Below are 21,829 nucleotides of genomic sequence, written 5' to 3' on the forward strand. Positions count from 1 at the left end.
CAGAAAGCATTCAACAGAGGTCCTGCGCCATAGTTTCTTTTTGGGGCATAGCTTACAGCAATTGGAGTGGGTGTTCACAGTGGCTTCTGCATACATGTCTACCCAAACGGGTCGTCATAAATCGTTTGTAAAAGCGGCTGCATGTTGAATGGCATGTATGCAATTTTAAGTAACAGAATAAGCTTTGTTAGTAGTTGAGCGGTTGGCAAATTTTCTAAACCTCTTTAAGGAAATAAAATGTATCAGCGCTATCAACTTCGATTAAGGGTCATACTATTGTGTTGCTCCTGTGTGTTTTTGAGTGCATGTTTTAGAGAAAGCGTTGCCCAGAACGACACAATTGGACCGAAAAAAGTGTATTTGTTTAAACAAATACTGGCAGATTACTGTGGTAAGTCGTTTTTTGGCACTGTCTATGTCACCTCAGGTGATGATGTTGTGTACGAGGCGAATTGTGGGCCAAGAAACCTCTCAAGCTATACGCATTTTATGAGGATTGCGACGCAGCATAATATTGATACAAATACCCCGGGAGTAAAGTATCAAGTTGGCTTAAATACGTCTGACTCTAAATACCGCATTGGCTCAAACACCAAAGAATTTACGGCGGCGCTGTTACAAAAAGCGCTTCTACAGGAAGAGATTGAAACAAAGACCATTGGTGATTATTTATCTTGGTTTCCAAACAATGAATGCAAGGATATAACGCTTCACAATTTATTGACGATGTCGTCAGGCATAGCTAACTATAGCGATAATCCGGAAGTATATTTGAACTGGGGGTGGCGGCCATATCTATATGAACCTGGCCTAAATTTGAATGGACCTGAGGCGTTCAGCAATCGTATTTGTACCTGTCAAAAACAAGGGGGTGTCCCCAGCTTTAAACCCGGTGAGAAGTTTGAGTATAGCAACTGCAATTATTACCTCCTTGGTAATATTATTGAGCAGCTCGAAGCTGAAGAGCAAGGTGACTTTAATTCACTGCAAGGTAAGATTCCCTCTGAGTTTTACTTTGGCAACATCTTGGAGCAGAAGATACTAAATGAGCTGAAAATGCATGACAGCGGTACATTTAATGCGATTGGTGTCTACGAAAACATGACGACTGGCTATGTTGATAAAGATAATCCGCTCTTGCCTTACACTACGGGTCGTTTACCGGATACGGGCCTGGCTGATTGCCAAGATATCACTGGTTTGCCTGATTGCGCAGATATCTTAGAAAGCCCTTATAGCAACCCAATGGTGCTGTATTCTGCGGGCAACATGTATTCCACTGTCGAGGATATGCATCTTTGGGATAAGGGTTTGTATGGCGATTCGATTCTTGATGATGAACAGAAAAAAAGGGCGTTTACTCCTTACCAAAAGGCGGACAATTGCACACAGGAGGATAAGGAATGTGAGGCCGCTCAGGATGGCAATGAGCCTCAGGATACACAACCTGATAGTGTGTCTCAGTGCGAGTATTTTGGCTACGGCTGGTTTGTTAATTACATCCCTAAAACTTATACAGAGGAACTGGACTGTCCAGATACGCCTATTTCACCTGATGAGATGGAAAAATTGCAAGGATATGAAAGGTTTGTAAGTTACTCTGGTAATTACCCTTATTCCTGGGTGACGAGCTTTTCAAGATTGCTGGATCGCAATCAAGCGGTGATGGTATTTAGTAATTATAACAAAACGGGGTATGAGACAGATTGCATTGCCCAGGGGATCCGTAATGTTATTTTTTATAATAAGGCGTATCGCTCAAAGCATTGTCAAGGCGTTTTGAATGGCGGTAATCACAAGAAACTCTTTGAATGGTACTAAGCAATTTGCGTGCTTTTGGGCTGGATCCGACTTTTATTTGCGATGCATCGTCGATGTCAGTGAAAGGCTTGTTATGTAGCGTAGTCAGAATCGTTGTCTTTGACTGTGCAAGGGCTTAATTCTGAAATGCCTTGCTGAATCTGGTTCAGCAAGGCATTGAGACCCAAGCAGGTGCTTTGGATTAATACTCTGCTGACTCATCGTCAGACACATTACGTGCTTGTCTGACGGCTGGCTTTGCCAGGATTTCAACATAGAAAGAGGTGAGGTTTTCTTCTTGAGTTTTGTCGATCAGCTTATTGAGCTGTGATACGTGTACTGGCTCGGCTTCTGCTTCTGTGTTACCAAATTGACAGTCAAAGTCCCAGTAGTCAGCGCCTGCTGGTAACGTTTTGTTGCGTTCACGCTTAAGGTATTTTTTAAGCTCATGTTTGACGGCGTCAACGCGTCGTGCAAGTTTGATTTTCGGGTGAGTTAGTTCAAATGTTTTTTTCATAGTTGCCTTCAAGCAAGAGATACTCAATCAGCAAAAAGCTTGCCTGAGTAGATAAAGTGTATTCATTTAGCGTCAAAGACGAGTGGATAAATACAGACATGTAATAGACCATTTTACGCTATATTCAGCGAACTGGCGAGGGGTGAGGGCTTGTCTTAGATAATGCTTACTTAAAGCGAAACGCTGTTAGCAGACTGCGCGCCCTGATTATCCATTTAAGTGCCCAAAGCCGGGGTAACCAGTCTGGTGTTCGCCAGTATTTTCCAACCGTGCGCTTATCCAACCACCAAACGATTATTGGTATCCCGGCTAGTCAGGATTTGGCCAGCATCAAACCCTGTGGTGCGTTTTGCCATACGGTCATACAGCAGCACGTTGACTGTGGCAGCCAGGTTCATGCAACCGGTCGTTGGTACATACACCACGGCGTCAGCGGCATCCACAATCTCTTGTGGCAGGCTGCCATCTTCGGGGCCAAAAACGTAAATTGCATTATCGGGATGCGTAAATTGTGGCAATGGTGTTGCACCTTCCACCAGCTCAATACACACGAGCGAGCGGCCAGGTACTTTCAGGCTGGTAAGATCATCAACCTGTTGAATGGGGATATTATCGGCGATGTTTTTTGTGTCGGTATGGTACTTGGCAGCCTTTGCGTAGCGATTACCATTAAAATAAACGGCTTGTGCTTGATAGCAACCCGCAGCTCTTAATACGCCACCTACGTTAGTCGGCGATTTCGGATTAACTAATCCAATCGCGGCAAACGACTCACTCATACTCTTTCACTCTCAACATAACTGGCAGCCGGGCTACCAAAACTTCTAACAGACGGCAGCGGGGCTGCCAAAAAAATTGACGGCAGATTGTACCATGCAGGTATTTTTGTGTCAGTCAGCATGTGGTACCCAGTTAAATGGAGCCGTTGTTTTGTGCACCGTGTGGCGTGTAGTTGGTTCGGGTTCAGCAAGTTTGTCTAAAGGCAAAGATGCTAGGTTCAGTGGGTTACATCGTCCAGCATAAGCTGATACTCAGCGGATAGCTGGTCAATCACACCTGTTTGTCTGGCTTTGTTGAGTGAGCTCTGCATTTTGTTGAAAAAGGCAGTGGGGTCAGCGATGGCTTCTGAGCGTTTGGATACAGTAATATAATACGCTTTTTCCTGAACCACATACGTCCCTATTGCGAGCTCCTTCGGATGGCCCAATGCTTTTAGCTCTGAGATCAGCGTATGGGTTGAGGCCGCGGTAATATCACTTCTGCTGGCCATGATTTTTTTAAGGGCATGTTCCAGCGTCACTGAGGTGTACACATCTCTTTCAAGTGCATTGGCTTTTTCTCTGATCTCTTGGGTGTATGACACACCCCGTACAAACTCAAATCTGAGTGGTGAAATATCGTCTACATGGCTGATATTGGCGTGTTCAGGCCTCGAGATAAATCGCAAGGAGACAGTAAACAAAGGAAAGTCAGCATAGCTGACGAATTGGGCGCGTTCAGGCCGGTAAGAGAGTACCGAGACATCCAGCTTACCCGATTTAATATATTGGTTGCCGCGTTTAATGGGTAAGGGGACAAAACGATAGGTGTAGCCATTGTCTTCCAACAGATACTTGAGGAGCTCTTTGGCATAGCCTGTGGCAGTGTCATCATAGGTGAAGTAGGGGCGCCAGTCAGGGCTGTTAATCAGCAGTGGTTTGGTATGCGCAATATTTAAAAATGCGCTTAGTGCACAAAATAAGATGATTGGAAGACGCATCAACAGAATCCAAAATCCACTGTCTAGCAAGTTTAGGTCATTTTTTAATACATTGCATTGTGTATTGAAATTGCAATAATTTGTTTGTATTCTGGGTTTTTATTTAACAAAAGGAAATTAAAAAATGAAGATGAAGCTAAGTCTAAGTAAGAAAAACATTAAAATGCTAAGTGCAGACAGCCAAAAATTGCCAACGCAGGCAACACCAGCTGTTGCTGGTGGTGGGTTTAAAACTTATCGCTGTACGTTTGACTGCCTGACAGAAACGCCGTTTTGCAGAACTTACAACCCAACTAATCAAACAGGTTGTTGTAATTCAACAATTTGTTAAGTGATATTTAAAAGGCAAGCTCGGCTTGCCTTTTAAATGCAGTTCTTGATATTTGGCGGTTTTACTTAAGCCAAGGCGGATCTGCTGAACGTCTCACTCACCGCTCAATAACGTACACCGAGTTCTAAGCGGTAACCTATAGAAAGTAAACTGCGCCTTTCATACCTCAATCTTCCGGGCCTTCCAGGGTAAAAGTGAGGTGTTTACGCATATCTTTCAGGATCACCCCTTTTTTCAACATCGCCGCGCTCAGGCGTTTTTGCCATTTGAGTAAGTCGGGCTTGGCTGCATCCAGTGTGGCTTGATCTTCGAATTGAAAACACAGGAGCAGGGAGCCAGGAAAGAGGTGGTATTCCACATCAAACCAGCATTGCACCATGCCTGGGATTTCTGCGCGCGCTTGTTCTTCGATTGCATCAGCCACCGTGAGCACCAGTGCTTGTTGTTTTTGCTGAACTTTTGAGAGCTTTTTCATGAGGTTTCCAAATTTAAAGCCTGTATGGCGATAACCCCGAATTATACCTAACAGGCCATTGGTAAAGGAAGTGGGAAGTATGTCAGGCTGATAGTTCCAGGACATCTGCTATCCGGGATTGAGCACAGCTCAGCATGGTATTGATGATGGACTGAGTATTCTTATCTAAAGAAGCACAACAATCAGTATGAGTGTTGTGCGATAAATGTCCGATATTTGTGTGATTAATCACCGGTTAATGTTTGAGGTGCTTAACCTGCCTCAGCCAGTTTACGCACTTCTGCTCTGGTGGGGGCGTCTGCGGTGCTGTAACTTGTCAACTCAACACCGTCACCAAATACTTGATTTAATAGCGCTTGATAGTCTTCAGGTGAACGCTCAGGAGAATACCTGAACAGCTCTTTAAGCGCTTCTCTTTCTATGCCTCGCGCATCTGCTACGTCTAGCAGGGGCAGGCCAACGTCGACAAAGCCTTTGTCGTCTCTGCTTGCTACAACCTGGCCATCAACACTGAACACACTGGTTTGCGGCGTTTGTTCAAACATCAGTTTTCTGCGGTAGTTTTCTTCGGCAGCAATCTGGTTGGTCAGATACTGATCGCTGTAATTGCGTACCTGTTCGTCTACATAGTCCTGATAGGACTCGCCGTAGCGTAATTCAAACACTTCGGCATTGGTTGGGCCTTCACCTTTGGGGTAGACCTCAATTTGGGCATCAGGAAATTGTTCTGCAATGCGTTGCTGTCGTTTTTGTGGGTCGTTACTCGTTTCTTTGAATATCTCAGCCACCGGGCCATGGCCGTATACTGTGCCGTCATAGCCTTCGGACACAACGGCTTTGCCATCAATAAATACGATGCGCTCAATGTCTTGTTGCTGACCTTTGTGGTGATATTGCTGCGCCAGGTCGTCTTGATTTTTAAAGCCGCTGAAAAAATTGGTGAGGTCGGGCATCTCACCCTTAAACTCGCTAATGTCTTCGGGTTTTAAGAGGTATATCAGGTTAACTTTACCCGTTAAGTCAAAGCCAGTTTGGGGCACGTCTATTTGATTTGTTTGTGGCTGAGACACCGGTGTATAGCCCGTTTCTTGTGTGTTATTTGAAGTTTTCTGATAGGTGTTGTGCGTGTGATAAGGGATCGATGTCACTTGCATGTTCAGCTCCTTTGGTCAATGGATTAATTGGCAACGAATATTCCTGTATTCGTGGGCTTATCTACAGAGCTTTTGTAAGCAAGCAACGTACCAGACTCAAAAACAGACCGAGAGGGCATGTGTTGCGCGTTATGACTTGGAGAAAGTAACAGCACAGCTGTTATGATAAGGGCTTTGGGGGCAAGGACTTGCCGCTTAAGGGTAGGCGGCAAGCTTCTGGCAGGGCTAGTCTTTTTGTTGTTTTAGCAGCGCATCTAGTTTGGCTTCAACGCGAGCGATATCCTCACGTGTGGCCATGACCTGATCGGGTTTGCCTTCTTCTTCATGCATTACCTGCATGGCATCGACTATGATACCAATAAAGAGGTTCAGGACCGCGAAGCTGGTAATAATGATAAAAGGTACGAAGAACAACCAGGATTGTGGGAACAGTTCCATGGTCGGGCGTACGATGCCCATGGACCAGCTTTCTAATGTCATTACCTGGAACAGGGTATAAGCAGAAGCACCGATACTACCAAACCACTCTTGCATATTAGGATCCGGATGCTGACCAAAGAGTTTGGTTGTCAGAACCGCTGAGACGTAGAACACTATACCCAGCACGCCAATGACCGAGGCCATACCCGGCAGAGAGTGGCCCAGTGCCCCAATAACCCGGCGCATCTGCGGTACAATGGAGAACAGCCGTAACACCCGCAGGATCCGAAACGCACGCAGTACGGAAAGCGGCCCACTGGAGGGAACCCAGGAAACAGCAACAATAATTAAGTCAAACCAGTTCCAGCCCGACTTGAAGAATTTAAGGCGATAAACCACCAGCTTGAGTATCAGTTCAATGGTAAATATCAGCAGGATCACAAAATCAATTTTATGCAAAATGGCTGCATTGTCTTTACCAAACTGTGTGGTTTCCAGCCCCAGGGTGACCGCATTAAATAAAATGACGGCGACCAGGAAGTTCTGAAACCACTGCGCTTCGACGAGCGACGTCAGTTTCGACATAAAGGAAGTAGAGGTTGTCATGGCTCTTTTTTAGGTAATTGTCCAGGCCAGTTATCATGTCGGTAAAATGTGACTTTTTCAAGGTTTGCGGTTATTGTGAGCGCATAAAAATTAAAGAAAGCGCGGTTTGGAGACTATTTTTTCCCAATTCAATGGCCGTCTGAAATAGACTTCCTTTTTTTGGGATCAATAATGCCAACTTGTATCTATATTCTGTAACGCAACAGCCAGAATACAACATAAATAACAACCCTGAGATCACGAAGGCGCTATTGGCTAACCCGATTAAATGCTTAACCCAGACAGGATATTTTGGTTTTGATGAACACACAATTTAAAGTGCTTACCCGTATTGTAATCTGCACGCTGGTAATGAGCCTGAGTGCCTGTGGGGGCAGTGGCAGCTCGGACACAGGGGTGATGCAGCAGAATACGTCTAATCAGGCTACTCAGCCTTTTATGCCTGGTGAACGGTTACAGTTGGATGCGATTGCTTCTGGCTACACGGGTGTGTCGTATCCTTTGAAGATTTATCTGCCACAAAATCGGGTTGCCAATAAAACGTACCCGGTGATCTATGCGCTGGACGCTGAATGGCGTTTTGACACCATTGCTGATAGCCTGGATGACAACAAGATGGAAGTGGTTTTAGTCGGGGTGGAAAACTACGCTGATGATAATTACCAACATCGGCAAGATTATTCACAATGGCCATTGGCCAGAGATTACTTTGATTTCATTAATAAAGAGCTGGCACCGAGTATTGAAGCCCGGTATCCGGTGAATCAATCCGACCGGACAATCATGGGACACTCCAATACAGGTTTGTTTGTTGGTCTTGTCTTGTTGATGGATGATCCTCAACAGCCTTTTTTCCACCGCCATGTGTCGTTTGATGGGAGTTTTTGGGCACATCCGGAAACTACCTCGCAGCTCGTTGATGATCGCAGGGCGCAGAGCCAGGCCTTAAAAAGCCGAACGGTTCTGGTCGGTGCCAATGGCAGGACCGGTAATGTGCTGCATGTCAGAGAGTTTGATGCGTTACTGGAACATGCCAACTTTACACAGCTTGACCTGACATATCTTGAATATAAACAGGACCATATTCCGGTGGTGGCGCATTCAATGGATGAAGTGCTAACCGCTTTGTATCGTAATTGATGCGAAGCTGGGCGATGAGCTTGTGTGCAATGCGTTTTGTATTGCTATGTCTCATCACCACGGCCAGTGCATACGTTTCTTAGTAGCTGTGTTTGCTGCCGAAAAGCATAGGCCTAGCGTTATCAGTTTTCGGCCTTGCTCAACAGACAGTAATACTTCGGACGCCTGGGTCAAATTAACCTAACTCAAACCGAAAAATAGGCCGCCAGGCGTTTTGATTTTATTGAACGTCTGGTCATCACCATGGCTAGCTCTGTGACGCCAACAGCTAAAAAAGTTGCACTGATTTTGAAAATCACAAACGGCGTAAAGGCCAGGATCAGCCCCATATTGATCAAGCAGAGTAAGGCCACCAGCCAAACAATGGCAGTGAGCTGAAGGTGGTTTGTAGTCATTGGTTGCATTGGGTGCTCCACAGTTGTGTTGGATGAAGATCTACAAGCCTTAGTCGATGTACTGGCTCTGGTCTTACAAAATTTTTATTAATTTTTAAGTGTCGATAGTGAATCGCTTGCTTCTGTAGCGGAGAGTTAAGTGCATTGTGAGAATTAAAAATAAATAACAAAATGTTGTAATAGATAAGGATCCCGGCCGACTAATACGGGCACAATCATAAAAGTGGAGTAACTGAGATTGAATGAGCAGGGCAGGGAGCTGGATAGGTCGGCCACCGTCGAAACTTACTGGCCGCAGATCAGTCGCGCAGCAAGGGGCTACGAAAACCGGCCCTCTCTGTGTGAAGAACTTACGCAGGATATGGCTTTTGCGTTATGGCGCGCACTTGGACACTTTGACGGCATGTGTCAGTTAAACACCTACGTGTACCGGGTGATCCACAATGTTGCGGTCGACCACATTCGTAAGCACAGCAGACAAAAAGAAGATGCACTGATCGAAGAGCACACGCTCAGTACGGATTCACCCGAGTCAAACATACAAAAATATCAACAACAACAGCGGCTGACCAGAGCCATTCATCGGCTTCCTTTGAGTCTCAGGCAGGTGATGCTGCTCAAACTTGAAGGGGTGGATACGGTTCAAATCAGCGATGTGTTGGGGATCAGTGAGGCCAATGTCGGGATCCGACTGCATCGTGCCAAAGCACAACTCGCTGAGCAATTAGAGGAGAACAGCTGATGGACAATCATGACTTTTCGGATTTAGCACAGTTATGGCAGTCGACGCCAACGTCATCACCGGCACTGGAAAGGTGTATTCAGCGTCACAAAAAACAGCACTTCAGGCTTTGGTTTAGTATTACCATTGAGACATTGATATTGTTGGTGGTGAGTGTCTGGTTTGTGCGTGCAATACTCGAACCGGCGCCCCTGGTGACACAACTTTGGCTTGGCTTTGGCTGCTTCTGGGGTGGGAGCATGTACATTCTGATTAATAAAAGCCGTGTAACCAGCTTAGGTATAATAAAAACTCAGCAGCTATCAGTGGGACTCAAAGTGCATCAACAGCTGCTCAGGGAGGAGGTTTTTCGTTGGGATCTCAGCATTAAAGCGACGCTACTGTTTGTTCTGGTTTTACTAGTCTATGCTCTGATTCTGCACGTTGGAGGAAGCGTGCAGATGGTAAAGTGGGGGATTGGGCTGATAGCATTGCTTATGGGGGTCGGTGTGTTTAGGTTTAAAAAACGCCAAGCGGACCAGGTACTAAAAGCACTGAGTGAGTAATCACTCAGTGCCACGCACTTGAAACACAAACTCGCTGCCTTCACCAAGCTGGCTGTTGACCTTGATCTCCGATTTCAAAAGCCGTAACAACCTGGCCGTGATAGCCAGTCCCAGGCCTGCATGGGTCTTTTTACAGCCTTTGCTGTTACTGGCCTGGTAGCGAGCCTCAAAGATATAAGGGAGTTCTTTAGGACTGATCCCCACGCCGGTGTCCTGAATAGCGATGTCATAGCCACCCTCTTTGGTGGTCACCACTATGGAGATGGTGCCGCCAGCCGGTGTATGGCGCAGCGCGTTTTCAATCAGGTTACTCATTATCCGTTCCAGTTTTGCGATGTCTGAGTAGACCACAAAGTCACATTCAGTGGGGGTGACGCGCAGCGTGATGTCCGCCTGTTGTGCCTTGAGGGCAAATTTGGCAAGCACATCATATATCAGTTCACCCATATTGAAGACTTCAAAGTGTACCTGGGTGTGGCCGGATTCCAGATGTGCCAGTTCAAATATTTGATCAATCAGGTTTTTAAGCTGCGTACAGTTCTTTAATGCAATACTCATATAGCGTTGCATTTCACCTGATGAGGCGGCACCTCGCTCCACCAGCTCCAGGTACCCCTGCAAAGAGGCCAGCGGTGTGCGCAGGTCGTGTGACAGGTGGGCAAGCAACTGGCGACGTTGTTCATCCACCGCTGTAAGTTGTGACATCTGCTGATTGATGGTTTGCAGCATAGTGTTAATGCCATTGCCGAGCTGATGTATCTCGTTATCCTGCTGCTGCCAACTGAGCAGGGGGGCTTGTTTGATATCAAATTTATGGTGTTCAACGGTATGAATATATTGATTCAGCCGTTTCAGCGGTTTGGTCATAAAACGGAACAGCAGTAGCAGCGTGAGAAACAATAGCAGCAGAAAAACCCCTAACCACACAGCCTGTTTCACCAGTTGATCTGAACTATTGAGTTGCGCCACAATCGAGTCATAAATTGATGAGCCTATAATGACATACAGATACCCCTGCAACTTTTGCTCGTTATACACAGGTGCCACGGAGAAAATTTTGTTGCCGTCAAGCGAACGGGGGTCATCCCCATAAACCGGGAGCTTAGCAGGTGATTTGATCAGCTGCACCAGCGGACTCAGGTTAATTGACTCACGTTTCACCTCACCAGGTTTTGCCGAATAGGTCAGCAACTTTCCGCTGGGGTCGATAAAATAAAATTCAAACGCCGGGCCCAATATCATTAAGGTATGAAACAGGTTTTCCAGTGCTTTATAGTCGTATACACCTTGTTGCAACAAGGGGTTATCCTGCGCCAGATGCTCTGCCAGTCCAATGTGCAGCTGTTGCTCTGCCTGCGCACGGGAAACGGATGACAGGTTCTGTGTCCACCATACAAAGACAGACACGATCAGCATAAAGACGGCCGAAATCGTCAACGCCAGACGATGATAAAGTGAAAGGGTCATTGCATTTCCTGCTGTAGCGGTTTGGCATTGAGTTTATAGCCTACACCCCACACCGTTTCTATGATGGCGTGTTCAGTTATTTGCTCAAATTTGTTGCGAATACGATTGATATGAGAATTAACGGTGTGCTCATATCCCAAATGGTCATAGCCCCAGACTGATTCCAGTAGTTGTGCCCGGGAAAACACCTGATTGGGGTGTCGGGCAAAAAACAGCACTAAATCAAATTCAGTCGCGGTGAGGTCGACGGGGGTTTGTTTAAGTGTCAGCTCGTGATAATGGGGATCAATATGCAGCTGGCCAATGACTACCGGGTTAGTTGTGCTTGAGGTAGGTTGCTGTTGTGGTTCTTGTAGCAGCTTGATGTGCCTGAGCTGGGCCTTAACTCGGGCCTGAAATTCCCGGTAGCTAAATGGCTTGCAAATGTAGTCATCTGCGCCCATTTCAAGACCAATGATCCGATCCATTTCACTGCTTTTGGAGGTCATCATGATCACGCTAATTTTAGGGTAGCGAGTTTTGATTTCCCGGCACAGCGTCAGACCGTCTACTTCAGGCAGCATGATATCGAGTATCACGATGGCATAATGTTGATTGGTCAGTTGTGGCATAACCAGATCTCCACTGGCAAGGTGATCAACGCCGAGATCCAACTCGTTCAGATGAACGCGTAACAGGTCGGCAATATCAGCATCGTCTTCAACGATAAGCACGTTTTGCTGCATAGCAAGTCTCCACACCGGTATTTGCGACCGGCTGTCAGTGCTCCGTGACCGCAACGGTCACGGAGCGGCTGGGAGACTACTTGGTTCTGGTAATGGTAACCGTCATTAGCGGGTTGTCGAATTTATGGCTGCTCGTTAATACCGAGGTTGTCAGCCCGTCATCCATACCAACCACACCTGGGTGCATGGCCACCTTGTTTAACGCTTCTCTTTCGGCACTAAACCCTGTGCCACCATCGGCCGGGCCAGGTATGGTGCCCTGGGCTTCCGTATTGGCTTCTGTGCCTGCGTCATAGGCATGTGTCGTGTAAGTCATCACCTGACCTACTGTCATTGCAGACACATCCAAAGCATTAAGACCGGTAAAGCCATCATTTGTATTCACCATCATGGAAATCAAAGATAACTTTTGTCCATCCAGGGAATCATGGGTCAGAGTCAGCTCGGTTTTTTGTCCTGGTGGCAGGGGCGCTGTTGCAGAAGCCTGGCTTTGCACTACGTCGAGTGCAAGCAGGCCGCTGCTGTCTCCGCCCTCTGCTAACACTTCCAGTGCATCAATGGCCGGCTCGCCTAGTTGCCAGAATTGTCCTTCCTGATGTAGCGCGACAGAAATGGGAGACAACGGCTGAGCGTAAGTCAGGTTAGTGGCTGTGATCATTAACTCCACAGTGGTCGGTGTGGGGTCTGTTGGATCAGTTGGGTCAGTCGGATCCGGGTCTGCAGGATCTGGATCAGCAGGGGCCGGGTCATCGACCATGTTCATATCATCATCGGGCATAGTGACGGGCATGTTATCGTCGTTATCGCTGCCACAGGCGGCCAGTACTAAGCAAGCCGCAGGCAGGGTGAGTCTGAATAATTTCATGGTGGGCCCCTTACTTAACGGTTACGGTAACTTTGGCAACGGGGTTCAACCAGCGGTGGACTGTGTTGTGTAGATCACTTTTCCCACCGGTTGCGTCATCATCGCCCAGGTTGCCGCGGTGAATATGCACAAACGCATTTTCTTCCATTTCTGTAACACCACTGCCCTGGGTACCAGGATCAACGCCCGGAGAGGCAGGAATACCTGGCGTACCTGGTGCACCAGAGCCATCTACAATCAGTTCATTGTTTGCTTCTGTGCCTGCATCATAGGCATTCAGATAGATATGATAAGTACCCGGTGTAGTAGGGATAGCCCAGCTGTTCAGGCCAACAAATCCATCATTGGTTGGCAGCATCATTGCCACAATTGACAAGCGGTCATTGCCTTCATCGGTTTCCAGGCTGGTCATGGTTGAAGTGACTGGCGCGAGTAGTCCTGCGGCTGGGTTTTCCATTGTGTTGGCGTTGATGCCTGTCAATATTTCGCTTAAACCGGTCAGTGATCCACCTTCTGCCATGGCTGTGAGTGCTTCAGATGCGGCTTCGCCAGCATTGAACAACATGGCATCGCTGGCGTGTGCGCTCACCAATAACGGGGTGAAATAGATCCCCTGTGTCAGGTTGGTGATCTTGACGTCGAGTGATGCAGCGCTGGCTGTACCGGATGCTAATAAAATACCTGTGATGAGGGGGATGATGCGTGTTTTCATAATTTACTCTTGTTGTTTGGATTTGACCCTATCAAGCATGCAGGTAAATTATTGAGAATCGCTCCCGCAATTATCACAAAACCATCACAATACGGTGACGTTTTTGTCTGAAAGCATGATCTTCAATTGCCAAAGTGCAATACCCATGAATCCGCAATTTGTAGTTTATGTTCTACTTATTATTAATAATCAATGTGTTAAGTAAGCTTTGTGCAAAGTGAAGGCAATGTGGTAACGCCGTTAGCGTCATATTTGCTCCTTCAAATAGAACAGGTATTAAGTGAAATTGGTATAATGTGGGTATGAATGTATAAAGTAGCTTGTTCTGATAAGCCCGCTTGAAGAGCTCAATTTAGCGGGCTTGCTGCATTACTGTGTGATTAGCACAGCCATGAAGTTTGTGTGCCCGGACAGCGATGATCTGACCAGCAGTAGTAGGTTTTTTCTACACCGCCTGCAACCTGCGGCGTCATGTTTGCAGGTACGCCTGCTTTGTCATTGGATAAAGCTTTCATTGGTTTCTTTTTTAGTTTTAGTAACATAGTTATCTCCTTTGGTTTGTTACAGAAATAAAACTAACATAGTTTCCTGGTGAAATAAAAGTAAAACATTTCCATGATGAACTTGTGCTAGTCTGAATTGCGATTACCTAAACTAACTACAAGGAAACGGTTATGAAACTTAACCTCAATAAAAAAAAGTTGAAGCGCTTAACTTTTGAACAAAAAACACTTGAAGGTCAGACGCCCAAAGTCGCTGGTGGCGCCGGGTCTTACTATGCCTGCTGGTCAGATCAACCATACTACTGTATGACCTGGGATGCAGACTGTATTACCGAGCGCCGTTGTAACACCTGGCCAAACTAATACCAATTTCACTTAATACCTGTTCTATTTGAAGGAGCAAATATGACGCTAACGGCGTTAAAAATTTCTTATTTAGAACAACTAAATAGCAAAATTTTTGCCTGGTTATCGACCATGTTTTCTCGCCTCAAAATAGAACACTTAATTAAGCAAATTGGTATAAGGCGGGCAAAGGTTCAAACGAAAGGTCACAGAAAAGGGCCGTTAGTCACCCTTTTCTGTCTTCAACCTGACAAGGGGCTGTGGATATAGCAGATAATTGGCACACTTTAATGCGTGTCTGAATGGTAAAGTGTTAACAGTGGGAGCGCATTGTTTCTGGATACGACACGCTATATGGATAAAATTCAGCTGAGGTGTTACTCAGTCGTGTAACAGCAGTTGCTCAAGATCACGGTGAAGTACGTCATCATCTCCCAGATTAAGTTCAATCAGGCGCTTGAGATGCGTCACGCTGTCCAGATCGATCTGATTACAGTGTACACCGAGGTGGCATTCCTCAATATGACGGACCTGTACTTCCATTGCTATCTGTATGTCACTTTGCGGCAGGGAAAAGCGCAGGCTGGCAGGCTCATCTCTCAGGGGCACATACCCTACAGGTAAAGTCACTAAAGCGCCATTGAGTGACAGGTCGATGACTTCGCACTTGTAATCGCCGCTGGCCGTCATCAATACTGCCGGGTTAGAAAACAGTACGCGTGAAAATCGTCTACGTTCTTTCATTAGTATTCTCTTAGCTTGTTTATCTATAGCTTAGCTAGTTTTTGCCACAGTCTCCACTAATACCAATGTCACTTGCTACTTGTTTAATTTGTAGATGCAAATTTGGCACTAATGGCGTTAAAAATTTCTTATTTAGGTACCTAAACCGCAGCACTTTTGCCAGGCTAACGACACTCTTTTCTCGCCTTAAAATAGCACACTTGGTTAAGCAGATTGGTACCCATTCCAGCTTTGACTGGGCATAAAAAAGCCCTGAAAATCAGGGCTCATATCTGGCATGATTGGCGATTAACCAATTTTCTTATATTTGATGCGCTTAGGTTCTGCGGCCTCAGCACCATAGGTCTTTTTCAGCCATTCTTCATATTCTGTGTAGTTGCCATCGAAGAAGTTCACCTGACCTTCGTCACGGTAATCCAGAATATGAGTTGCGATACGGTCAAGGAACCAACGGTCGTGCGAGATACACATAACGCAGCCCGGGAATTCCAGAATCGCGTTTTCCAGTGCACGAAGAGTTTCCACGTCCAGATCATTGGTTGGTTCGTCCAGCAGGATCACGTTACCACCGGCCTTAAGCAGCTTGGCCAGGTGCAAACGGTTGCGCTCACCACCAGAGAGTTCTTTTACAAATTTCTGCTGATCGTTGCCTTTGAAGTTAAAGCGGCCAACATAAGCACGGCTGGGCACTTCAAAGTTGCCAATTTTCAGGATGTCCTGGCCATCAGAAACTTCCTGGAATACGGTGTTGTTACCGTCCATGTCGTCGCGGAACTGCTCAACGGTTGCCAGCTCTACGGTTTCACCCAGTACAATGTCGCCGCTGTCCGGTTGATGTTGGCCACTGAGCATTCTGAACAGGGTTGATTTACCTGCGCCGTTGGCGCCGATAATACCGACGATAGCACCTTTAGGTACTGAGAAGCTTAAGTTGTCAATCAAGACGCGATCACCAAAGCTCTTGGTCAGGTTATTGACTTCAATCACCTGATCGCCCAGGCGAGGCCCAGGTGGGATGAACAGTTCATTGGTCTCGTTACGCTTTTGGTAATCAGACTGCTGAAGTTCGCTGAACTGCGCCATACGTGCTTTTGATTTAGCCTGACGACCTTTCGGGTTTGAACGTACCCACTCAAGCTCTTTCTCGATAGACTTCTGGCGTGCTTTTTCAGATTTCTCTTCCTGTTTCAGACGGGCATCTTTTTGCTCCAGCCATGAAGAGTAGTTACCTTCCCACGGAATACCATGGCCACGGTCTAGTTCCAGGATCCAGCCCGCCACATTATCAAGGAAGTAACGGTCGTGGGTAATGGCCACGACAGTACCTTCGTAGTCATGTAAGAAACGCTCTAACCAGGCCACTGATTCGGCATCCAGGTGGTTGGTTGGTTCGTCCAGTAACAGCATGTCTGGTTTTTCAAGTAACAGGCGACAGATTGCAACCCGGCGACGTTCACCCCCCGACAGGTGCTCAATTTTAGCATCCCACTCAGGTAAGCGCAGCGCATCAGCAGCACGCTCCAGCGCGTTATCCAGGTTATGACCGTCGTGTGCCTGAATAATGGCTTCCAGCTCGCCTTGCTCTTTAGCAAGGGCGTCGAAGTCGGCGTCTTCCATTGCATACTCAGCGTATACTTCATCCAGACGGCTCAGTGCGCGTTTTACTTCGCCCACGGCTTCTTCAATGGTTTCGCGCACCGTTTTGCTTTCATCCAGCACCGGCTCCTGAGGCAGGTAACCAATTTTTGTGCCGGGTTGCGGACGTGCTTCCCCTTCAAACTCGGTATCTACCCCAGCCATGATACGTAGCAGGGTTGATTTACCTGCACCATTTAGACCAAGCACACCAATTTTGGCACCTGGAAAAAAGCACAGAGAAATATCTTTTAAGATTGTGCGTTTGGGTGGTACGACTTTGCTCACCCGCGACATTGTATAGATATATTGAGCCATGAATTTTGCTTCTCTTTATTTAGATGTGGTTATTTTAGTGAATGCCGTGCACGGGGGCAATGTTTGTCTGACACACAGGCAATTTTGTCTAGGAGAACCTTTCATAATTTACAATTGTTAATTGAGTTTACTTTTGACACGAATCGCAAGTTAGCTTTTGTAAGAATCAGGTGAGAATTTTAACTTTATAATTGTTAGGGCATTTTTGACCTGTTTCAGGCCAATGAAAAAGGTATTATAGCCCTAAGCTTGATAAAGCTATGACATGGAGTTGTAAACATGTGATGCAGTTTTAGCATCAGCGCACTTTTCCTTCATTCCCTGCGCCAGCACATTCATAACAGCGGATGTTACATGGGGCTAGTGACCCGTAAACCAGGTTCACAGACGCACCAGTTTAATTCAATGACCAGAGAAATAAACAGTGACCACCGTTGTCTGTACCCGCTGATCTTAGCGGTCCGGCACAACCGAGTGCTGCATAGTATTAGCCATTTAAGGGACGCTGTTTTGTTTGATGAATGACTTCACAGTATAAGGAAAACGATGAAGCAATATATGTACGCAAAGCCGCGGTTAACGCAGCAAAAAAGGACCCCGATGGGGGCAGATATCCTGAGGTTTGCCCGTCTCTTAAGAGGTTATACGCAGGCTGAGTCAGCAGCACACTATGGCGTTGAAGAGCGCACGCTGAGACGCTGGGAAAATAAAGAATACAGCCCTAGGTGGAACGACGTTGTCGGTCTGGTCGAGGATGTTTATTCACTCGATATTTTAGAAGTAATAGGAAAGATCAATGATGATGACACAACCAACCATTAAGCAGCTACGCACCGCTTTAAAGCGCTGGGGTCGCTTCTGGCGTGCAAAAGAACTGGGTAAAGGGTTCAGCCGCCAGGCAGTGACCGAGCGAATAGGTGATTCCAGTGCCCGCTATGTGAGCAGTGATATGATGAGCGTGCCGGAAGAAATAGAGGCACTGACACAACAGATTGCACAGCTAAGACCTGAATGTATCCGTGCACTGCGCGGCAAATATCTGGTTGAGGGAGACATAGCACAAGTTGCAAAAACACTGGGTTTCGACTCAAAACGCTCGTTAGAGTTTTGGCTGGTTAAAGCTGAGCGCAGTCTGCTTCAGAGCTTGTGTCAGCCATAAGGAGAAGCACAATGACAATTATGAATACCGTTGAGCAGATTAAAAAACATGAGGGATTCCGGCGTTTTCCTTATTACTGCACAGCAGGCAAACTCACCATAGGGTATGGCAGAAATTTGGAACAAAATGGCATAGCTGAAGAAGAAGCCGAGCAGTTGTTGGCACAGGATGTGGCCAATGCGCAGGCTGGTGTAAGGCGTCGTGTTGATATCTCTCACTGCAATGAGGCTCGTCAGGCAGTTTTGACGAATATGGCCTTTAATCTCGGTGTACGAGGGTTGCTGGGGTTCAATAACATGCTTGATGCAGTGCAGCACGGTGATTTTGAGCGTGCTGCACTGGAAATGCTGGATAGTCGCTGGGCCAGACAAGTTCCTGAGCGCGCAGAGGAGCTGGCGCAACAAATGCTCAGTGGACAGTGGCAATCTTAAATTGGGGGAAACTATGAATGAGGAGGTGGCCAAACCATGCAAGCCGACCAATGGCAAATGAAAAAAGAGCTGAATCTGGCTCATATCCTGACCACCATTGCACTGTTGGTGTCAGGTATTTTATATCTCAATGATCTGGACAAGCGGATCACCACGAATTCGCAGGAGCTGGCACATCTTAAGCAGATCCGCAAAGAGGACCAGAAGCGCATTGAAAAGCGCCTTGACTCTATCGATAAAAAGCTCGACGCATTGTTGAGTGCTAAGCGCAACAACGGTTAGCCAACAGGACGGTCGATACCAACACGGGTATCGTGAAGTACCGTCACCGCATCTCTAAATACTTACTGAAACTGAATTTTCCTGAACTGCGCTGTTCGGGCCGGACAGTTTTTGCCTGAGGAATTGACCTATGAATACCGCGATAGATCTGTCACGTCTGGCGCCACCAGCGGTGATAGAAACACTGAACTACGAAGAGATACGCGCTGAGCTGATAGCGGCGCTATCGGACCGTTTGCCCGAACACAGCCTCTTAGCGTCCGATCCTGCTATCAAAGTGCTGGAGGTTGCTGCTTATCGGGAGCTGCTCCTGAGACAAAGGGTGAACGACGCTGCACAGGCGGTGATGCTGGCTTTCGCCTCAGGCAGTAACCTTGATCATCTGGGTGGCTTGTTTGGTGTTGCCCGGGCGGAGGCAGAGGACGATGAGCGTTATCGGGCGCGTATTCCGCTTTCTTTGGAGAGCCACAGTATGGCTGGCACGACAGGCGCTTATCAGTTTCAGTCTCTGCTTGCAGACGCTCGGGTACGGGATGTTCATGTTGCATCCAGCACACCCGGTGTGGTTGAAGTAACCGTACTCACCGACATGGGCGCAGATCTGGCAGCGGTACAAAGTGCAGTGTCAGACCATCTGAATCATGAGGATGTTCGGCCATTGACGGATCAGGTGCAGGTATCGGCCACCAGGCCAACCCGTGTGCCCGTCGAAGCGCATGTTTATCTGAACCCGGGTGTGAGTGAGTTGCAGGTCAGACTGGCGATTGATACTGCACTGGATGCTTTTAACCAGGCGCATACCCGGTTGGGTAAAGAGATCCCGCACTCTGCAATTATCGATCTGTTACATCAGGGCGGGGTGCGCAAAATCAAATTGTTGTCACCTGCGGATGACATTGCGCCCGAAGACACGCAGGCCGTGAGTTTGTCGCTGCAACTGAGTTTTTTCTAGGAGATCACCGTGACTGTCAGTACTGATTTACTGCCGCCGGGTGCCTCTGAGTTAGAACGTAACCTGAGCACCATTACACATTATGCGGAGCGGGGCATTGCACCTGAGCATGTGGCCAAACTCTGGGATCCGCAAACTTGCCCGGAGTCTCTGTTGCCCTGGCTGGCCTGGGCCCTGTCGGTGGACGAATGGGATGAAAACTGGCCGAGCGAGGCCAAACGGGCGTTGATCGCTCGCTCAGTTCCGATCCACAAACACAAGGGAACCGTTGGCTCAGTGAAACGCGCACTGTCTTCACTGGGTCTGGAGCTGGAGTTTTTTGAGTGGTTCGAAGATACCGATGATGTTTATCTGGCACCTTACTTAAGCAAGGAGCCACATACCTTCGTTTTTATCGCCTGGGCTAATGCGCTGCCTTACACCAGTCGGGCCGTCAAGCTGGATCAAAGCCTTTACGATGCTATCCATCGGGTGACAAACCAGACTAAGCCACAAAAGGCGCACTTTGATTTCCTGTTGGGGATGAAAATGGCGAGTGCGGCGGCGGCGGGGGCAATTGTCCATCCGATCACGCATAAGCGCTTATATGGTGCGGTTGAACCCTGTATTGGCGACAAAGCCAAACAGCGTGACAGCCGGGTGAGTCTGTCTGTGGCTGCCTCTCTATCTGACAAGCGTTATCAGGTACTCAGACATCGCGCTGGAGTGGATAAACTGCGCCACCGGATTTCGCAGTGCGGTTTACGTCAGGCGTTTTGCATGACACGTCGACCTGTGCAGGTTGTTCGTTTCAGAGGTCTGTCGGACCAGCGTATTCCCGATGAATTTATTAACAGTGTCAGTTGCGCCGCCCCGGTGATGCATATCAGTCGCCGCCGGGTGAGTGCCGTGCGTTGCTACGGCACGCTTGGCGTACCTGCATAAAGGAGTTTCTAACAATGAGTATTTTACTACAGCCCGTGATCACTTCGGCGGGTTTGTCCGCGCTGTTCAGAGCGCAACAGGGTGGCTTTAAAGCCAAAATCAGTAAAGTGGGCCTGGGCAGCGGCAGCTATCAGCCCCATGAGGGGATCACTCGTCTACAGGATGAAAAGTACAAACTCGACCTGGCCAGTGCCAAAACCCTTGCCGATGGCAAACAACTGCATCTGACCGTGCGTGATGCTGAGCCAATCGCGGGAGAGGGTTTTTTCGTTAACGAAATCGGTTTTTACACCGAAGAAGAGGTTGATGGACAAATACAGCATGTGTTATTCGCTGTGTATTCCTCCCCGACTGAATCAATTGCATATAAATCCAATGACGTTGAGTTGTTGCTGGCGTTTGACCTGGCCCTGACGGGTGTGCCTTCGGACTCAATCACAGTGATCGATCAGGGGGTTGAGTTCAATATTTTGGTGGCGCCTGAGCTGGCCAAAATGGGCAAGGCACAAATTGGCAATATGCATCGACATTTGAAACTCAAGTTTGCACTGATGGACAACGGCGTGCTTTAGGCACCAGAACAGAATAATCAAGGAGGCACCACGATGAAGCAATACAGCACGGCTCCTGAGCGGGCACAACAACTGGCCGAAGAGGCCATTAAATTACTCAAACAAGCCAAAGCACTGCAACATCAGGCGCACGTTGATGCTGCCCGGGTGCAGGCTTATCAACAGCACAGTGACGGCCTGGCATTTCAGTTTCTGGCGGCGTGCGCTGAGTATGGTGAACACAGCCCGCAGGCTGGCAAGGCCCGTGAGCGCTGGCTAGGCGCACGTAACGCCATTAAAGCGCAGTTCCCAAGAACTTCAATTTAGACACT

The 21,829-nt window shown here is 47.5% G+C and carries 29 protein-coding genes; 15 read left to right on the plus strand and 14 right to left on the minus strand.

Annotated elements, in window-relative coordinates:
• Positions 1 to 237 precede the first annotated feature (237 nt).
• The gene (locus tag PRUB_RS20505; RefSeq protein ID WP_010385207.1) at positions 238 to 1,821 is read left to right on the plus strand and encodes a serine hydrolase domain-containing protein; all 1,584 of its coding nucleotides are present in this window, start codon (positions 238 to 240) and stop codon (positions 1,819 to 1,821) included.
• 181 nt (positions 1,822 to 2,002) lie between these two features.
• On the opposite strand, the gene PRUB_RS20510 is transcribed toward PRUB_RS20505, so the two are convergent.
• The 3 genes from PRUB_RS20510 to PRUB_RS20520 form a co-directional block, all read right to left on the minus strand.
• Positions 2,003 to 2,317, minus strand: coding sequence for a DUF6172 family protein (locus tag PRUB_RS20510; RefSeq protein ID WP_010385206.1), 315 nt, complete (start codon positions 2,315 to 2,317; stop codon positions 2,003 to 2,005).
• A gap of 275 nt (positions 2,318 to 2,592) precedes the next feature.
• On the minus strand, positions 2,593 to 3,096 hold the full coding sequence (locus tag PRUB_RS20515; protein ID WP_010385205.1) for an RNA methyltransferase: 504 nt from the start codon (positions 3,094 to 3,096) through the stop codon (positions 2,593 to 2,595).
• A gap of 218 nt (positions 3,097 to 3,314) precedes the next feature.
• Entirely contained in the window at positions 3,315 to 4,076 is a 762-nt protein-coding gene (locus tag PRUB_RS20520) for a substrate-binding periplasmic protein (RefSeq protein WP_010385204.1), read from the minus strand.
• Between the two features lie 124 nt (positions 4,077 to 4,200).
• Between PRUB_RS20520 and PRUB_RS20525 the strand changes: the two genes are divergently transcribed.
• Complete coding sequence (locus PRUB_RS20525; RefSeq protein ID WP_010385202.1) at positions 4,201 to 4,407, plus strand: hypothetical protein; 207 nt, start codon at positions 4,201 to 4,203, stop codon at positions 4,405 to 4,407.
• A gap of 166 nt (positions 4,408 to 4,573) precedes the next feature.
• Here the strand turns inward: PRUB_RS20525 and PRUB_RS20530 are convergent, their stop codons facing one another.
• The 3 genes from PRUB_RS20530 to PRUB_RS20540 all read right to left on the minus strand — a co-directional run bounded on the left by PRUB_RS20530 (position 4,574) and on the right by PRUB_RS20540 (position 7,062).
• A complete protein-coding gene (locus tag PRUB_RS20530; RefSeq protein ID WP_010385201.1) occupies positions 4,574 to 4,882 on the minus strand; it encodes a hypothetical protein in 309 nt (102 codons plus the stop codon).
• Positions 4,883 to 5,133: 251 nt separating this feature from the next.
• Positions 5,134 to 6,036 carry a hypothetical protein gene (locus tag PRUB_RS20535; protein ID WP_010385200.1) on the minus strand — a complete coding sequence of 301 codons (903 nt, stop codon included), beginning with the start codon at positions 6,034 to 6,036 and terminating at the stop codon, positions 5,134 to 5,136.
• Positions 6,037 to 6,261: 225 nt separating this feature from the next.
• On the minus strand, positions 6,262 to 7,062 hold the full coding sequence (locus PRUB_RS20540; RefSeq protein ID WP_010385198.1) for an ion transporter: 801 nt from the start codon (positions 7,060 to 7,062) through the stop codon (positions 6,262 to 6,264).
• Positions 7,063 to 7,362: 300 nt separating this feature from the next.
• On the opposite strand from PRUB_RS20540, the gene PRUB_RS20545 reads away from it, so the two are divergent.
• Complete coding sequence (locus PRUB_RS20545; RefSeq protein ID WP_010385197.1) at positions 7,363 to 8,202, plus strand: alpha/beta hydrolase; 840 nt, start codon at positions 7,363 to 7,365, stop codon at positions 8,200 to 8,202.
• A gap of 185 nt (positions 8,203 to 8,387) precedes the next feature.
• On the opposite strand, the gene PRUB_RS20550 is transcribed toward PRUB_RS20545, so the two are convergent.
• Entirely contained in the window at positions 8,388 to 8,606 is a 219-nt protein-coding gene (locus PRUB_RS20550; RefSeq protein ID WP_010385196.1) for a hypothetical protein, read from the minus strand.
• 229 nt (positions 8,607 to 8,835) lie between these two features.
• Between PRUB_RS20550 and PRUB_RS20555 the strand changes: the two genes are divergently transcribed.
• Complete coding sequence (locus tag PRUB_RS20555; RefSeq protein ID WP_010385195.1) at positions 8,836 to 9,339, plus strand: RNA polymerase sigma factor; 504 nt, start codon at positions 8,836 to 8,838, stop codon at positions 9,337 to 9,339.
• Positions 9,339 to 9,884, plus strand: a complete 546-nt coding sequence (locus PRUB_RS20560) for a hypothetical protein (RefSeq protein ID WP_010385194.1) — start codon at positions 9,339 to 9,341, stop codon at positions 9,882 to 9,884. The genes PRUB_RS20555 and PRUB_RS20560 overlap by 1 nt, the downstream gene beginning before the upstream one ends.
• Here the strand turns inward: PRUB_RS20560 and PRUB_RS20565 are convergent, their stop codons facing one another.
• The 5 genes from PRUB_RS20565 to PRUB_RS20585 form a co-directional block, all read right to left on the minus strand.
• Complete coding sequence (locus tag PRUB_RS20565) at positions 9,885 to 11,351, minus strand: sensor histidine kinase (protein ID WP_010385193.1); 1,467 nt, start codon at positions 11,349 to 11,351, stop codon at positions 9,885 to 9,887.
• A complete protein-coding gene (locus PRUB_RS20570; RefSeq protein ID WP_010385192.1) occupies positions 11,348 to 12,076 on the minus strand; it encodes a response regulator transcription factor in 729 nt (242 codons plus the stop codon). The genes PRUB_RS20565 and PRUB_RS20570 overlap by 4 nt, the downstream gene beginning before the upstream one ends.
• Before the next feature lie 76 nt (positions 12,077 to 12,152).
• Positions 12,153 to 12,941, minus strand: a complete 789-nt coding sequence (locus tag PRUB_RS20575; RefSeq protein ID WP_010385191.1) for a spondin domain-containing protein — start codon at positions 12,939 to 12,941, stop codon at positions 12,153 to 12,155.
• A gap of 10 nt (positions 12,942 to 12,951) precedes the next feature.
• Complete coding sequence (locus PRUB_RS20580; protein ID WP_010385189.1) at positions 12,952 to 13,653, minus strand: spondin domain-containing protein; 702 nt, start codon at positions 13,651 to 13,653, stop codon at positions 12,952 to 12,954.
• Positions 13,654 to 14,033: 380 nt separating this feature from the next.
• Positions 14,034 to 14,195 (minus strand): hypothetical protein, encoded by a 162-nt coding sequence (locus PRUB_RS20585; RefSeq protein WP_155946259.1) that lies wholly within the window; start codon positions 14,193 to 14,195, stop codon positions 14,034 to 14,036.
• 132 nt (positions 14,196 to 14,327) lie between these two features.
• Here PRUB_RS20585 and PRUB_RS20590 point away from each other — a divergent pair, with 132 nt between their 5' ends.
• Both PRUB_RS20590 and PRUB_RS20595 read left to right on the plus strand, forming a co-directional pair.
• Positions 14,328 to 14,519, plus strand: coding sequence for a hypothetical protein (locus PRUB_RS20590; protein WP_010385188.1), 192 nt, complete (start codon positions 14,328 to 14,330; stop codon positions 14,517 to 14,519).
• A 42-nt stretch (positions 14,520 to 14,561) separates the two neighbouring features.
• Positions 14,562 to 14,771: a hypothetical protein gene (locus PRUB_RS20595; protein WP_010385187.1), complete on the plus strand. Its 210-nt coding sequence runs from the start codon at positions 14,562 to 14,564 to the stop codon at positions 14,769 to 14,771.
• A gap of 111 nt (positions 14,772 to 14,882) precedes the next feature.
• On the opposite strand, the gene PRUB_RS20600 is transcribed toward PRUB_RS20595, so the two are convergent.
• Together PRUB_RS20600 and ettA are read right to left on the minus strand one after the other, a co-directional pair.
• Positions 14,883 to 15,245, minus strand: coding sequence for a PilZ domain-containing protein (locus tag PRUB_RS20600; protein WP_010385186.1), 363 nt, complete (start codon positions 15,243 to 15,245; stop codon positions 14,883 to 14,885).
• A gap of 288 nt (positions 15,246 to 15,533) precedes the next feature.
• On the minus strand, positions 15,534 to 17,198 hold the full coding sequence (gene ettA / locus PRUB_RS20605; protein ID WP_010385184.1) for an energy-dependent translational throttle protein EttA: 1,665 nt from the start codon (positions 17,196 to 17,198) through the stop codon (positions 15,534 to 15,536).
• Positions 17,199 to 17,744: 546 nt separating this feature from the next.
• Here ettA and PRUB_RS20610 point away from each other — a divergent pair.
• From PRUB_RS20610 to PRUB_RS20645, 8 genes are all read left to right on the plus strand, one after another.
• Positions 17,745 to 18,020 (plus strand): helix-turn-helix domain-containing protein, encoded by a 276-nt coding sequence (locus PRUB_RS20610; protein WP_010385183.1) that lies wholly within the window; start codon positions 17,745 to 17,747, stop codon positions 18,018 to 18,020.
• Positions 17,995 to 18,357 carry a hypothetical protein gene (locus PRUB_RS20615; protein WP_010385182.1) on the plus strand — a complete coding sequence of 121 codons (363 nt, stop codon included), beginning with the start codon at positions 17,995 to 17,997 and terminating at the stop codon, positions 18,355 to 18,357. The genes PRUB_RS20610 and PRUB_RS20615 overlap by 26 nt, the downstream gene beginning before the upstream one ends.
• Positions 18,358 to 18,368: 11 nt before the next feature.
• Positions 18,369 to 18,788 carry a glycoside hydrolase family protein gene (locus PRUB_RS20620; protein ID WP_010385181.1) on the plus strand — a complete coding sequence of 140 codons (420 nt, stop codon included), beginning with the start codon at positions 18,369 to 18,371 and terminating at the stop codon, positions 18,786 to 18,788.
• A gap of 36 nt (positions 18,789 to 18,824) precedes the next feature.
• Entirely contained in the window at positions 18,825 to 19,070 is a 246-nt protein-coding gene (locus tag PRUB_RS20625; protein ID WP_010385180.1) for a hypothetical protein, read from the plus strand.
• Positions 19,071 to 19,200: 130 nt separating this feature from the next.
• Positions 19,201 to 20,022, plus strand: a complete 822-nt coding sequence (locus PRUB_RS20630; protein WP_010385179.1) for a baseplate assembly protein — start codon at positions 19,201 to 19,203, stop codon at positions 20,020 to 20,022.
• 9 nt (positions 20,023 to 20,031) lie between these two features.
• On the plus strand, positions 20,032 to 20,946 hold the full coding sequence (locus PRUB_RS20635; RefSeq protein WP_010385177.1) for a phage tail protein I: 915 nt from the start codon (positions 20,032 to 20,034) through the stop codon (positions 20,944 to 20,946).
• A gap of 14 nt (positions 20,947 to 20,960) precedes the next feature.
• Positions 20,961 to 21,518, plus strand: a complete 558-nt coding sequence (locus PRUB_RS20640) for a phage tail-collar fiber domain-containing protein (protein ID WP_010385176.1) — start codon at positions 20,961 to 20,963, stop codon at positions 21,516 to 21,518.
• Positions 21,519 to 21,551: 33 nt separating this feature from the next.
• Entirely contained in the window at positions 21,552 to 21,824 is a 273-nt protein-coding gene (locus PRUB_RS20645; RefSeq protein WP_010385175.1) for a hypothetical protein, read from the plus strand.
• Positions 21,825 to 21,829 lie beyond the last annotated feature (5 nt).

The sequence above is a fragment of the Pseudoalteromonas rubra genome (genome assembly GCF_000238295.3).
In the GTDB taxonomy this organism is placed as follows: Bacteria; Pseudomonadota; Gammaproteobacteria; order Enterobacterales; family Alteromonadaceae; genus Pseudoalteromonas; species Pseudoalteromonas rubra.